Below are 13,682 nucleotides of genomic sequence, written 5' to 3'. Positions count from 1 at the left end.
GCCCAGTGGTCGCGCCCGAGCAGCACCGGATGCCCGGGCAGGCCGCGGTACGTCGCGCGGGCGAGCGCCGAGGCGAGCGGGCCGGATGCCTCGGCCGCCGTGCGCACCCGCGCCGCGGCCGTCGCGGGGAGGCCGACGAGATCGACGAGGGAGACGAGGGCGGCGTCGGGCATGGAGTCGGGCGCGGTGCCGGGTGTCGTGCCGTCCGGCCCGTCGGTCGTGCCCTCGAGCGCCGTGAGCCCCGCGCGGAGCGACGCGGAGACGCCGTCCTCCCAGTCGGCCGCGACGACGACGCGCACGTGCGGATCGGCGGGCACGAGCGCGGCGGCCTCGTCGGCGCGGGCGCCGAGCACGACCAGCACCTCGTCGCAGCCGCCGTCGAGGAGCATCCGGACGCCCGAGGCGAGCCAGGGCTCCCCGTCCTCCACGGCGAGCGCCTTGGGGCGACCGAACCGCTTGCCCGCACCGGCGGCGAGCAACACCCCCGAAACGTGCGCCATGGGTACTGTCTATCGCATGGCCCCTGCAACGCCCCCCGCCGGAATCGACCGCGATCCCGTCGACCTCGCCGAGCTGACCGAGGGCCTGCGCACGGCCCTCCGCGTCGAGCGGTTCGTCGACGCCGTCGCCGCGGGCGCGCCGTTCGAGCAGGTCGCCGACCTCATCGCGCTCGCCCGCGCCGAGTCATCCGATCTCTCGGCCGCCGAGATCGACGAGGCGCTCGCCGCCCACCCGCGCATCGGGGAACGCCCAGCGGGCGCCGGTGCCGAGGCCGCGCACTCGCGCCGCGAGCAGGGCGGTGCGCCCGACGCCGACGACCCCGTGCTCGCCGCGAAGATCGCCGACGGCAACCGGCGCTACGAGGAGCGCTTCGGCCGGGTCTTCCTCATCCGCGCCGCCGGGCGCACGCGCGGGGAGATCCTCGAGGAGCTCGAGCGCCGCCTCGGCCTCGACGACGACGCCGAGCTCGCCACCGTCGGCGCGCAGCTCGGCGAGATCGCGCTGCTGCGCCTCGCCCAGACCTTCCGGGATGCTCCGTTGCCGCTCGGCGTCGCGCCGATCGAGCCGGCGTCCGCGGCGTCCCGCAGCCGCGTCACGACCCACGTGCTCGACGCCGCCCTCGGCCGTCCGGCCCGCGGCGTGCCGGTGCGCCTCGAGGACGCGGCAGGCGCCGTGCTCGGCGAAGCGATCACCGACGCCGACGGCCGCGCGGGCCGCCTCGGTCCCGACGACCTGCCCGCTGGCGCGTATCGGCTCGTCTTCGACACGGACGCGTACTTCGCGGCCGACGCGCGGGCATCCTTCTACCCGGAGGTCGTCATCGCCTTCGCGATCGCGAATCCCCACGAGCACTACCACGTCCCCGTGCTGCTCAGCCCGTTCGCGTACTCGACGTATCGCGGCAGCTGAGCGCTTTCTCGCCGGTCGAGGGGCGAAGGGGATCGAGACCCGATGACGTGGTCTCGAGACGCTCCTTCGTCGCTCCTCGACCAGCGGGCCGCTCGGTCGACGCGGTCTCGGGAGGCTCCTTCGTCGCTCCTCGACCAGCGGGCCGCTCAGTAGTCGGTGCGGTCGCCCTTGGACAGCCACGCATCGAACGGCGCGAACGCGTTCTCGGGCCGCACGGTGTCGACGCGGGTCTCCCACGTCGCCCGATCCTGCGTGAAGAGCTCGTAGAAGGCGCGGTCGTCGAACCCGCCCTCCGCGGCGTCGTCCCGGTCCGCGGCGAAGACGATGCGGTCCAGGCGCGCCCACAAGCACGCCGCGAGGCACAGCGGGCACGGCTCGCACGAGGTGTAGAGCGTCGCGCCGGCGAGCGAGAAGTCGCCGATCGCGGCGCACGCGGCGCGGATCGCGGTGACCTCGGCGTGGGCGGTGGGGTCGAGGTCGCGCGTGACGCGGTTCTGCCCCGTCGCGATGACCTCGCGGCCGCGCACGATGACCGCACCGAACGGGCCGCCGCCCGCGGCGACGTTGTCGACCGCGAGGGTGATCGCCTGCTCGAGGTAGCGGAGGTCGGCCTCGTTCTCGGCGCCGGGGTCGACCTCGGGCTTGTCGAAGTGCTGGGCGTTCATAGTGGTGCTCCTGACGTGCGGTGGGACTCGGTCTCGATACGGCCGCTGCGCGACCTACTCGACCAGCGGGAAGGGGCGTTCGACGAGGATGCCGCGCGGCGGCGCATCCGCATCGACCGGCGAACCGGCGAGCCACGTGCGGGCCACGACCCCCCGGAGTTCGGCGCCCGCGTAGGCGCTGACGCGGTTCTTGTGGGCGAGGCGCTCGGGGTCGACGACGAAGGCGCGATCGGGGGCGAAGGCGACGAGGTCGGCTCGGGCGCCGACCTCGATGCGGCCCCGGTCGGCGAGTCCCGCGAAGTCGGCCGTCGCCCGCGACATCCGGTGGATCACGAACTCGAGCGGCAGGCCGCGGCGGGCCGCCTCCGTCCAGACCGCCGCCAGGCCGAGCTGGAGGCCCGAGATGCCGCCCCACGCTCGCGTGAAGTCGCCGTCGGGGTCGAGCTTGAGCTCGGCGGTCGCGGGGGAGTGGTCGGAGACGATCAGGTCGAGCGTGCCGTCGACGAGGCCGGCCCAGAGGGCATCCCGGTTCGCCTCGTCGCGGATCGGCGGGCAGCACTTGAACGCCGTCGCGCCGTCGGCGATGTGCTCGGCGTCGAGGGTGAGGTAGTGCGGGCAGGTCTCGGCGGTGAGCCGCAGACCCTCGGCCTTCGCCGCGGCGATGAGCGGCAGCGTGCGGGCGCTCGACACGTGCAGGATGTGGGCGCGGCCGCCGTGGGCGCGGAGCCCGGCGATGACGTGCTCGATCGCGGTCGTCTCGGCCTCGGGCGGGCGGCTCGCGACGAATCGCGCATAGGCGGCGCCGCCGTCGGGGTCGACGTGGGCGTCGAGCACGGCCGGGTCCTCGGCGTGCACGATGAGCAGCCCGTCGAAGGCGGCGAGCTCGGCCTGCGCGCGGTGCAGCTCGTCGGTGGACAGGTGCGGGAACTCGTCGACGCCGCTCGGGCTGAGGAAGCACTTGAAGCCGAAGACGCCGCGGTCGTGGAGCTCGCGCAGGCGACCGAGGTTGCTCGGCACGGCGCCGCCCCAGAACCCGACGTCGATGCGGGCCTTCGGTCCGGCGACCGCGCGCTTCACGTCGAGAGCGTCGGGGTCGATGGTCGGCGGGATCGAGTTGAGCGGCATGTCGAGGAGCGTCGTCACCCCGCCCGCGGCGGCCGCGCGGGTCGCGGAGTCGAAGCCCTCCCACTCGGTGCGGCCGGGCTCGTTGACGTGCACGTGCGTGTCGACGAGGCCGGGCAGCAGCACCTCGTCGGCGGCGAGGACGACCTCGGGGACGCCCGGCGACGCGGGGGCGTCGAGCGTCGCGATGCGGCCGCCGGCGATGCCGATGCGAACGGCGCGCCACGCGTCGCCGAGGGAGGCGCGCCCGGCGCTGATGACGAGTTCGAGGTCGCTCATGATGTTGATGACGCTAACAATCCACCGGTTTCCACCGCGTAACGCCATCGGCGCCCCGGTAACCGCCGCGAAACGTTCACCCGCCTAGGCTGCCGCCATGCTCGAACTGAGCCGCGAAATCCTGGACCGACTGGCCGCGGGGGAGCGATTCGCCCTCGCGACCGTCACCGAGGTGCACGGCTCCGCCCCGCGCCCGCCCGGCGCCGCGATGCTGGTCGGGGCCGACGGCCGCATCGCCGGCAACGTCTCCGCCGGCTGCGTCGACGGCGCCGTCGTGGAACTCTGCCGCGACGCGCTCGACGGCGCCCCGCCCCGCCGCGCCGAGTTCGGCATCGACGACGAGTCGGCCTTCGTCGCCGGGCTCGCGTGCGGCGGCGAACTCGAGGTCTTCGTGCGCGTGATCGAACCCGACTCGCTCGGGCCCGCACCGATCGACGCGCTCGAGCGCGTCCGAGCGGGGGCCGACGCGGGCATCGCGACGATCGTCAGCGGCCCGCCCGCGCTCGTCGGTCGCGTGATCGACGCCGACGGCCCCGACGACCGGATGCTCCGCGCCGAGGGCGTGCGGGGGCTCGCGGCCGACCGCCTCCGGGCCGAGATCGCCGCGCGCATCGCCGCCGGGCAGACCGGCATGGTGCGCTTCGACTGCGACGGCGAGCCCCTCGAGGTGTTCGTCGAGAGCCGGCTCGCCCCGCCGCTCCTCGTCATCGCCGGCGCGGTCGCCGTCGGGGCCGCGCTCGCCGAGGCCGCCCGCCCGCTCGGCTACCGCGTGCTGCTCGTCGATCCGCGGCCCGGGTTCGCGACCGCCGAGCGCTTCCCCGCCGCGCACGAGGTGCGCGCCGCGTGGCCCGCCGACGTGCTCGCCGCCGCCATCGCGGACGGCAGCGCCGACGCCCGCACCGTCGTCGCCGTGCTGACCCACGACGTCGAGGTCGAACTGCCGCTGCTCGCCCTCGCGCTGGAGACGACGCCGCGGTTCGCCTACGTCGGCGCGATGGGCTCGCGGCGCACCGACGTCGAGCGGCGCCGACGGCTCGCGGCCTTCGGCGTCACCGAGGCCGACCTCGACCGCCTGCACTCGCCGATCGGCCTCGACCTCGGCGCGACCACGCCCGCGGAGATCGCGGTGTCCATCCTCGCGGAGGTCGTCGCGGTCCGATCCGGTCGCACGGCCCAGCCGTTGCGGGCGATGCACGGCAGCATCCACGCGTTCCCGGCCGGTGCGGCGTTGGTCGAGTAGCGACGCAGGAGCGTCTCGAGACCTGGTGGGCTGCGTTGCGGGGTCTCGATACGGCGCTGGCGCGCCTACTCGACCGGCGTTGGGGACGGTGGTCGAGTAGCGACGCAGGAGCGTCTCGAGACCTGGTGGGCTGCGTTGCGGGGTCTCGATACGGCGCTGGCGCGCCTACTCGACCGGCGGTGGGGCGCTGGTCGAGTAGCGACGCAGGAGCGTATCGAGACTCGGTGAGGTGACTTCCGGGGTCTCGATACGGCGCTGGCGCGCCTACTCGACCGGCGGTCCCGGCGGGGGCGTTCGCAGCAGCCGCCAGATGCGGTCGCGGGACATGGGGAGCTCGTGCGGGCGCACGCCGATGGCATCCCGCACCGCGTTCGCGAGCGCCGGTGCCACGGGGTTGTACGGCGCCTCGCTCATCGACTTCGCGCCGCGCACGCCGAGCTCGTCGTAGGTGTCGGCGAAGCGCACGGCGGTCGGCGGCACGTCGGCGAACTGCGGCACGCGGTAGGTGCGCAGGGTCGTCGTGGTCGGGGCGCCGTTCTCCGGGGAGATCGCGATCTCCTCCGAGAGCGCGGTGCCGAGCGCCTGGGCGACGCCGCCCTCGATCTGTCCACGCAGCTGCTCGGGGTTGATGACCGTGCCGGCGTCGGCCGCCTGCACCGACGCGAGCACGCGCACCTCGCCCGTCTCGGTCGATACCGCGACGCGGAACCCGTGCACGTTGAACGCGAGCGAGCGCGGTGTGCCGCGGTGGTCGGCATCCGCCGACAGCCGTTCGACGCCCGCCCCGGCGAGCAGCAGCCCGAACGGGATGACGTCGCCGTCCGGCCGCACGACGCCGCCTGGCGAGAGCGTCAGCGCCGAGGCATCCTCGCCCAGTTCGTCGGCCGCGAGCGCGAGCACCCGTTCGCGGAGCCGCAGCGCGGCGAGCTCGACGGCCTTGCCCGCAACGACCGACCCGGCCGAGCCGAACGCGCCGGTGTCGTAGCCGACGACGTCCGTGTCCGACTGGCGGATGCGGATCTGGTCGGGCGCGAGTCCGAGCACGCTCGAGGCGACCTGCCGGTGCACCGTCGTGGTGCCGTTGCCGAACTCGGCGGTGCCGACGTCGAGCGTGCAGGCGCCCGAGGCGTCCAGGGTGATCGACACGTCGGCGAGGTGCCCGCGCGGCGGCATCGTCGCGATCATGGCGACGGCCATGCCGCGTCCGCGTCGCCACGTGGGGTCGTCGACCGCGGGCACGGGCGTGCCGGGCGCGGGGGCGTCGGGCAGGGTGTCGAGCGCGTCCTCGACGAGGTCGAGGCACTGGTCGAGGCCGTAGGCGCGAGGACCGCCGAAGTCGAGCCCGAGGTCGTCGTCGTGCACGGCCCAGGAGACGAGCGCGTCCCCCGGCACGACGACGTTGCGGCGGCGGAACTCGACGGGGTCGACGCCGACCTTGCGCGCGAGCTCGTCGAGCGCCGACTCGATGGCGAAGATGAGCTGGCCGAGCCCGTACCCGCGGAACGCGCCCGACGGAACGTGGTTCGTGTACACGGCGGCGGCGTCCACGCGCTTGTTGGGCACGCGGTAGACCTCCATCGACTCGGAGCAGCCGTGGAACATGACGCCGACCGAGTGGTTGCCGTAGGCGCCGGCGTCCGAGAGCACGTCGACGGCGAGCGCGGTGAGCGCGCCGTCGGGGCCGGCCCCGGCGCGCACGCGCACGCGGAAGGGATGCCTCGTCGGCATCGCCGCGAACTCCTCCTGCCGTGAGACCTCGTACTGCACGGGCCGGCCGGTCCGCAGGACGGCGAGGGCGACGAGGTCCTCGGTGAGCAGCTCCTGCTTGCCGCCGAAGCCGCCGCCGACGCGGGCGGTGAAGACGCGCACCGCGTCGCGGTCGAGGCCGAAGACGTGGGCGAGTTCGTCGCGCACGAGGTAGGGCACCTGCGAGGAGGTGCGGATGACGAGGCGGCCGGCGTCGTCGAGCCAGCCCCGTGCACCCTTCGTCTCGAGGTGCACGTGGTTGACGCGCTGGGTGCGCCACTCGCCCTCGACGACGGCGCCGCCGCCCGCGACGGCGTCCGCGAACCCTGCCTCGACGTCGCCGACCTCGCCGTGGACCTCGGCGACGACGTTGCGCGCGGGGTCCGCGATGCGGGAGTCGGCCGGCTTCTCGCCGTGCAGGAGCGGGGTGCCGGGGCGGCGGGCATCCTCGGGGTCGAACACGGCCGGGAGCGGTTCGTAGGTCACGCGCACCAGCCGGGCCGCCCGATCGGCGGCGGCGGCCGTCTCCGCGACGACGGCCGCGACGCGCTGGCCGACGAAGCGCACGACGGGGTCGAGCACGAGCGAGTCGTCGGGGTCGTCCTCGCGGTGCTCGTGCCGCGCCGTCGAGAACGGGGTCGCCGGGGAGTCGCGATGCGTGAGCACGGCGAGCACGCCCGGCACGGCCTCGGCCGCGGCCGTGTCGATGCCGAGGATGCGCGCGTGCGGCTCAGTGCTCCGCACGACGACGAGGTGCGCGAGCCCGCGGGTCGTGAGATCGAAGGTGTACGGCTCGCGGCCGCTCACGATGCGCTCGGCCGCGGGTGCCGGCAGCGACCGCCCGAAGGAGGCCTCGCCGCCCTGCGGACGCTCGACGTTGACGACGCCGGCGAGGGCGTCGCCGATGGCCCGGTAGCCCGTGCAGCGGCAGAGGTTGCCCTTGAGCAGGCGCGGCAGGTCCTCGGGCGCGGCCCCTCGCACGGTGTCGGAGGATGCCGTCACGACGAACCCCGCCGTGCAGAACCCGCACTGGAAACCGGCGGCGTCGGTGAAGCAGCGCTGCACGTCGGAGAGGTCGTCCGGGTCGCCGAGGCCGGCGGCCGTCGTCACGGTGCGGCCGTCGGCGCGATGCGCGGGCAGGATGCACGAGTGCACGGCCTCCCCGTCGACGAGCACGCTGCACGCCCCGCAGTCGCCGGCGTCGCAGCCCTTCTTGACCGAGTGCACGCCCGCCTCCCGCAGCCACGTGCGCAGCACCTGGCCGGGGGCCGCGTCGGCCTCGAGCGGACTGCCGTCGACGTCCGCCCTCATGGGCGCACCGCCGTCGTCGGGAGGCGGTCGACGATTCGCGGGCCGTCGACCTCGGCGCGGGGCCGGTTCATGGGCGCACCGCCGTGCCGTCGACGAAGGCGGCGTCGGGGTCGCCGAGTTCCGCGACGACCTCGCGCGCGAGCACCCGGGTGATGCCCTCGCGCCAGTCGGCCGTGCCGTGCGGGTCGTCGAACCACGTGCCGATGCCGTCGAGGGCGGCTTCGAGAACATCCGCGTCGGGCAGCGCCGCGAAGCGCAGCACCTCGGGTCGCGAGGTCGCCGCCGTCACGCCGATCGTCGTCGCCCCGTCGGCGTCGAGCCGCCCGGTGACGAGGGCGCTCGATCGGCCGATCGCGAGCAGCGAGGTCTTGCGCATCGCCGGTCGGGCGTCGAGCGCGTGCGCCGGGATGTCGAGGGCCCGGATGACCTCGCCGGGCGCGAGCACGTTGGCGTTCACGCCCGTGACGAAGTCGGCGACCGGGATGCGCCGCTCCGCGTCATCCGGCCCCCACACGTCGAGTTCGCCGTCGAGCGCGACGCCGAGGGAGATCATCGGGCCGGCCGGGAGCGAGTTGGCGAGGTTGCCGCCGACGGTCGCGACGTTCCACACCTTGAACGAGCCGAGCAGTGCACGGCAGCACGCCTCGAGGAGGGGCGCGGCGGCCCGCGCGAGCGAGGGAGCGGCCGCCGAGAGCTCGGCGATGGTGCACGTCGCGGCGACGCGCAGGCCGCCGCCTGGAAGTTCCTCGACCGGCGTCCAGCCGAGCCCCATGAGGTCGACCAGCCCGGTGGTCTCCGGCTGCGGCTCGCTGAAGAGCCACGACCCGCCCGCGAGCCACGCCTCCCCGGGCGCGAGCACGAGATCGCCCGGGGTGCGGGCGATGCGGAGCGAGTCGACGGCCGTGAGGTCCATCGGCACAGTGTCACCCCGCCGTGTGTCCGGCCGGTTACAGGGAGGGGCGCGTGTCCGCGCTCGGGCCGGCTGCCGACCGGTGACGGCGCGCGAGTTCGCCGCACTCACGGAGGCGCGCGAGCACTGGAGCACGGGGCAGCGCGATGGCTCTCCGAACCGCCGCGCGGGAGTGCGTCGGCTCCGGCCCGTGTCGCGGATCGCAGGCCGTGCGGTCGACGATCCGCGACACGGCGTCGGTGCGACTCGCCCTCCGTGAGCTGCGCGCTCCCGCCTCCCCGAACTCCGCCGAGCTGGGGCGGGCGAGTTCGGCGGCGCGCTCCGTGGTTCGGGACATCGCTCAGCCGAGCGCGCCGACCCACTCCGCGGAGCCGTCGTCGAAGAACTGCTCCTTCCAGATGGGCGTCTCGGCCTTGATGCGGTCGACGAGGGCGGCGCAGGCCGCGAACGCCTCGGCGCGGTGGGCGGAGGCGACCGCGCACGCGAGCGCGAGGTCGCCGATCCCGAGGGGGCCGACGCGGTGCGCCGCGGCGATCGCAACGGCCGGATGCTCGCGCGCAACGGCGCGGCACACCTCGCCGATGATGCGCTCGGCGTCCGGATGCCCCGTGTACTCCAGCCGCCGCACCCCGCGGCCGTCGTCGTGGTCGCGCACGACTCCTGCGAAGGTCACGACGGCGCCGTCAGCGTCGCCGGCGACAGCGGCCGCGCACTCCTCGACGCTCACCGTGGTCTCGCTCACGCGGGCGAAGGCGACGCGGCCGGCCTCCTCCTCGGGGCTGGTCGCCCCGTGGGCGTCGGCGTGTCCGTGTCCGTGGGGCTGCCCGTGATCGTGCGCCGGGGCGGGGGCGGTGGCGGCCGATGCGGTCCCCGCCGCGACTCCCGGCACGTCCGGCATCCGCACGTGGTCGCCGCCGTCGAGCTGGTCGAGCACGTGGTCGACGAGTTCGTCGAGGAGCGCGAGTCCCTCGCGCACGGCGCCCGGCGAGCCGGGGAGGGTGACGACCAGGCTGCGACCGGCGATGCCCGCGACGCCGCGACTGAGCAGCGCGTTCGAGCGGCGAGCGGCGCCGCGGCGGCGGAACTCCTCCATGAGCCCGGGCAGCTCGTGGTCGAGCAGGGGCGCGGCCTCCTCGGGGGTGCGGTCGGTGGGAGAGACGCCCGTGCCGCCCGAGGAGAGCACGAGCGAGGCACCCGAGGCGATCGCGGTGCGCAGGGCCGTGCCGACCGCCGGGCCGTCGGGCACGACCGACACGGTCGACGTCCACCCGCGCTCCGCGGCCCACTCGGCGATCATCGGACCCGTGTCGTCGGGGTAGACGCCGGCGGCCGCGCGGTTCGACGCGATGACGACCGCGACGCGTCGCGGCGAGGCATCCTGATTCGGTGCGCCCGAGTACGGTGCGCGGTGCTCAGGCATCCCGCACCCACTCGCCCGACCGGCCGCCCGACTTCTCGAGCACGCGCAGGTCGCGGATGACGGCGGCGCGGTCGACGCCCTTGATCATGTCGTAGACGGTGAGGGCGGCGACGGAGACCGCGGTCAGCGCCTCCATCTCGACGCCGGTCACGCCGGTCGTCTTCACGCTCGCCGTGATGCGCACCTCGGTGCCCTCGGCGACGAGGTCGACGTCGACGCCCGTGATGGGGATGGGATGGCACAGCGGCACGAGCAGCGGCGTCTGCTTCGCGCCGAGGATGCCCGCGACCCGCGCGACCCCGAGGGCTTCGCCCTTCGGCAGCGCGCCGTCGACGAGGAGGGCGATCACCTCGGGGGTCGTCTCGACGACGCCCGCGGCGACCGCGACGCGCTTCGTGACGGCCTTGCCGGACACGTCCACCATGTGCGCGGCGCCGTCGGGCCGCACGTGGGTCAGGCCGGTGTCGCCGGGCTCAGTCATCGATCCTCCAGATCTCCACCGGCTCGCCCGCGGCGAACGCGTCGCGCCCGACGGGCAGGTGCACGAGCACGGTCGATGCAGCATACGAGCCGATGCGATGCGACGAGGCATCCCCGACGAAGACGACCCGGCCGTGCTCGTCGAGGCGACCGCGGCGCACCTGGTGCTTGCCCGTGGGGGAGGCGGTCGCCTCGGCGAGCGGCGCCCAGGCGCGGGGCCGCTCGGCGGGCAGCCCGACCGCCGCGCGCAGGGCCGGGCGCAGGAACAGCTCGAACGAGACGAGGCAGCTCACGGGGTTGCCGGGGAACGCGACGACGGGCACGTGCACCTCGGCGGCCGGATCGTCGGAGTGCGCGCGCGGCAGCCGCGCGAGACCGAGCCCCTGCGGTCCGCCCGGCTGCATCGCGACCGAGCCGAATACGACGCCGCGGGGTTCGAGCGCCTCGCGCACGACCTCGAAGGCGCCCGCGCTCACGCCGCCCGTCGTGACGACGAGTTCGATGCGGGCGTGCTCGTCGGCGACGCCCTCCGCGAGCAGGGCGACGAGTTCGTCGGGGTCGTCGCTCGTGAGGGTGCGCGCCCGCACGTCGGCCCCGGCCTCGACGAGCGCCGAGGTGAGCGCGATGCGGTTCGAGTCGCGGATGCGCCCCGGTTCGAGCGGCCCGCTCGGCTGCAGTTCGGCCCCCGTCGAGACGAGCAGCACCGTGGGCCCGCGGCCGTGCACCTCGACCGCGTCGACCCCGGCCGACGACAGCGCGCCGAGCTGGGCGGCGCCGAGCACCGTGCCGGGGGGCAGCACGACGGCGCCCTCCTCGGCATCCGACCCGGTGCGGCGGACGAAGGTGCCGGAGGCCACGGGCGCCGTGAAGGACACTCCACCGCCGACCTCCGCGAAGCCGCGCGGTCCCGCGTCGAGCGCGCGGGTCGCCTCGACCGGCACGATCGCGTCGGCGCCGACCGGCACGGCCGCGCCCGTCATGATGGCGGCGACCCCGCCGGCTTCGAGGATGCCCGGGGCGTCGCCCGCGGCCACGATGCCGGTGACGGGGAGCTCGATCGGCGCGTCCGCGCTCGCCGCGGCGAGGTCGGCGGAGCGCACGGCGTACCCGTCCATCTGCGAGTTGTCGAAGGGCGGGATGGCGATCGCCGCCGTTGCATCCTCGGCGAGCACGTAGGTGCGGTCCGACTCGGCGATGAGCTCGACCTGCACCCGCATCGTCGGCCGGGCCGCCAGCGCGCCCGCGAGCAGGAGCTCGACCGCGGCTCGATGCTCGGCGGGCGTCCGGGCGCGGCCCGCCTCCCAGGCATCCGTCGTCGCCCCCGCCGTCGTCATTGCCGCTGTCCCTGCCGCCCCCGTGCCCGCCCCGATGCCCGCTGCCATCGTGTCTCCCATCGTCGTTCCGAGGCTAGCGGCGGCGACGACCGGGCCGCCGAACGGTCGCGAATCGTCGTCATCGGGCCGCGGAAGCGACGATTCGCGACCGTTCGACGACGGGGAAGGGGCGGGGGAGAGGCCGCCGCGGTCGAGCGCCAGCCCCCGGTCGGCGAGCACGAGGTCGTCGGGATCGTGGGTGACGAGGAGCGCCAGTCGGCCCGTGAGCACGCTCTCCAGCAGCGAGCGGATGCCCGGCGCCGCGGTGCGGTCGACTGCGGCGAGCGGTTCGTCGAGGAGCAGCACGGCCGGGTCGGCCGCGAGAGCGCGCGCGATGGCGACGCGGCGGACCTGCCCGCCCGAGAGCTCGTGCGGGCGCCGAGCGGCGAAGCCCAGCATCCCGACCTCGTCGAGCCGCGCGCGGGCGACCTCCCGTGCGGCGGTGCGGCCGGCACCGGCCGCCTTCGGCGCGTAGGCGACGTTGTCGAGCACCGACAGATGGGGGAACAGCGGCGCGCCCTGGCCGAGCAGCGTGATGCCGCGGCGGTGCGGCGGGACGTGCACGCCGTCGGCGGCGAGCATCCGGCCCTCGAGCGAGACCGTGCCAGATGCCGGCCGCAGGAGCCCCGCGAGGATCGCGAGGAGCGTCGACTTGCCGGCGCCGTTGTCGCCGGTGATCGCGAGGGTCTCGCCGGGCGCGACGGCGAAGGCGATGTGGGCGAGCCGCGGCGGCAGGGCGATGTCGACGGCGAGCCCGATCCCGCGAGCGGACTCCGGGGGCGTCATCGCTCGTCCTCCGCACCGTGGGTCTCGTCCGCTCGAGCAGGCGCAGGCGCAGGCGCGGGCGCGGGCGGCCGGCTCGACGGCACCGGCGAGGATGCCGCCCTCGGCGCCGCGCGGAACGCCCCGCCGCCGAGCGCGTTCCGCCCGAGCACCACGACGACGAGCGCGATGACGATGAGGAGCAGGGAGAGGGCGACGGCGGCGTCCGGGTCGACCTCGCGCTGGAGGTAGATCTCGAGCGGGAGCGTGCGGGTGACGCCCTCGAGCGAGCCCGCGAACGTGAGCGTGGCCCCGAACTCGCCGAGCGATCGCGCGAACGCGAGCAGCGCCCCGGAGGCGAGCCCCGGCAGCACGAGCGGCAGCGTGACCGTGCGGAACGCCCGTGACGGCGAGGCGCCGAGGGTCGCGGCGACGAGCTCGTGGCGGTCGCCCGCGGTGCGCAGCGCGCCTTCGAGCGAGAGCACGAGGAACGGGAGCGCGACGAACGTCTGTGCGATGACGACCGCGAGCGTCGTGAACGGGATGACGATGCCGAACGGTTCGAGCGCCTGCCCGATGAGCCCGCGCCGGCCGAACGCGTAGAGCAGCGCGAGCCCGCCGACCACGGGCGGCAGCACGAGCGGTACGAGCACGAGGGCACGCACGGCCGCGATGCCGCGGAACGTCGAGCGCGCGAGCACCACCGCCAGCGGCACGCCGAGCACGATGCACGCGGCGGTCGCCGCGATGGAGGTCGAGAGGCTCAACCAGAGGGCCGCGAGCGAGGATTCGCTCGTGAGCAGCGCCGGCAGCTGCGCCCAGTCGACGCGGGCGACGACGGCGACGAGCGGGACGACGACGAGCAGCGCCCCGACGGCCGCGACGAACGGCAGCCACCGCGGGAAGGGTGCGACGCCCGACGGGCCGCCGTGACGTGGCGCTCCGCCGAGCCGCGTCGCATCGG

At 75.4% G+C, this 13,682-nt stretch carries 11 protein-coding genes; 2 read left to right on the top strand and 9 right to left on the bottom strand.

Features of this window, described 5'->3' with window-relative positions:
• Positions 1-500, bottom strand: a 500-nt coding sequence (locus tag GB864_RS03050) for a nucleotidyltransferase family protein (protein WP_160422875.1), incomplete at its 3' end; no start/stop codon positions are given.
• Positions 501-516: 16 nt separating this feature from the next.
• Here GB864_RS03050 and uraH point away from each other — a divergent pair.
• On the top strand, positions 517-1,410 hold the full coding sequence (gene uraH, locus GB864_RS18895) for a hydroxyisourate hydrolase (RefSeq protein WP_336603849.1): 894 nt from the start codon (positions 517-519) through the stop codon (positions 1,408-1,410).
• 146 nt (positions 1,411-1,556) lie between these two features.
• Here uraH and GB864_RS03035 read toward each other — a convergent pair whose 3' ends face one another.
• Complete coding sequence (locus tag GB864_RS03035) at positions 1,557-2,075, bottom strand: nucleoside deaminase (RefSeq protein ID WP_160422874.1); 519 nt, start codon at positions 2,073-2,075, stop codon at positions 1,557-1,559.
• A gap of 54 nt (positions 2,076-2,129) precedes the next feature.
• A complete protein-coding gene (gene allB, locus GB864_RS03030) occupies positions 2,130-3,476 on the bottom strand; it encodes an allantoinase AllB (RefSeq protein WP_160422873.1) in 1,347 nt (448 codons plus the stop codon).
• A 97-nt stretch (positions 3,477-3,573) separates the two neighbouring features.
• Between allB and GB864_RS03025 the strand changes: the two genes are divergently transcribed.
• Positions 3,574-4,716 carry an XdhC family protein gene (locus GB864_RS03025; protein ID WP_160422872.1) on the top strand — a complete coding sequence of 381 codons (1,143 nt, stop codon included), beginning with the start codon at positions 3,574-3,576 and terminating at the stop codon, positions 4,714-4,716.
• Between the two features lie 264 nt (positions 4,717-4,980).
• Here GB864_RS03025 and GB864_RS03020 read toward each other — a convergent pair whose 3' ends face one another.
• The 6 genes from GB864_RS03020 to GB864_RS02995 form a co-directional block, all read right to left on the bottom strand.
• The gene (locus tag GB864_RS03020) at positions 4,981-7,773 is read right to left on the bottom strand and encodes a molybdopterin-dependent oxidoreductase (RefSeq protein ID WP_160422871.1); all 2,793 of its coding nucleotides are present in this window, start codon (positions 7,771-7,773) and stop codon (positions 4,981-4,983) included.
• 67 nt (positions 7,774-7,840) lie between these two features.
• The gene (locus tag GB864_RS03015; RefSeq protein ID WP_160422870.1) at positions 7,841-8,686 is read right to left on the bottom strand and encodes an FAD binding domain-containing protein; all 846 of its coding nucleotides are present in this window, start codon (positions 8,684-8,686) and stop codon (positions 7,841-7,843) included.
• 337 nt (positions 8,687-9,023) lie between these two features.
• Complete coding sequence (locus tag GB864_RS03010; protein ID WP_160422869.1) at positions 9,024-10,103, bottom strand: molybdenum cofactor biosynthesis protein MoaE; 1,080 nt, start codon at positions 10,101-10,103, stop codon at positions 9,024-9,026.
• Positions 10,096-10,584 carry a cyclic pyranopterin monophosphate synthase MoaC gene (gene moaC / locus GB864_RS03005; RefSeq protein ID WP_160422868.1) on the bottom strand — a complete coding sequence of 163 codons (489 nt, stop codon included), beginning with the start codon at positions 10,582-10,584 and terminating at the stop codon, positions 10,096-10,098. The genes GB864_RS03010 and moaC overlap by 8 nt, the downstream gene beginning before the upstream one ends.
• Entirely contained in the window at positions 10,577-12,742 is a 2,166-nt protein-coding gene (locus GB864_RS18335; RefSeq protein WP_160422867.1) for an ATP-binding cassette domain-containing protein, read from the bottom strand. Before GB864_RS18335 ends, moaC begins: the two co-directional genes overlap by 8 nt.
• On the bottom strand, positions 12,739-13,611 hold the full coding sequence (locus GB864_RS02995) for an ABC transporter permease (RefSeq protein ID WP_160422879.1): 873 nt from the start codon (positions 13,609-13,611) through the stop codon (positions 12,739-12,741). Before GB864_RS02995 ends, GB864_RS18335 begins: the two co-directional genes overlap by 4 nt.
• Positions 13,612-13,682 lie beyond the last annotated feature (71 nt).

It is taken from the genome of Agromyces seonyuensis (assembly GCF_009789225.1).
Classification (GTDB): Bacteria; Actinomycetota; Actinomycetes; order Actinomycetales; family Microbacteriaceae; genus Agromyces; species Agromyces seonyuensis.
Note: the sequence above shows the minus strand (reverse complement) of the source record. Positions and strands in the feature narration are given on the sequence as shown.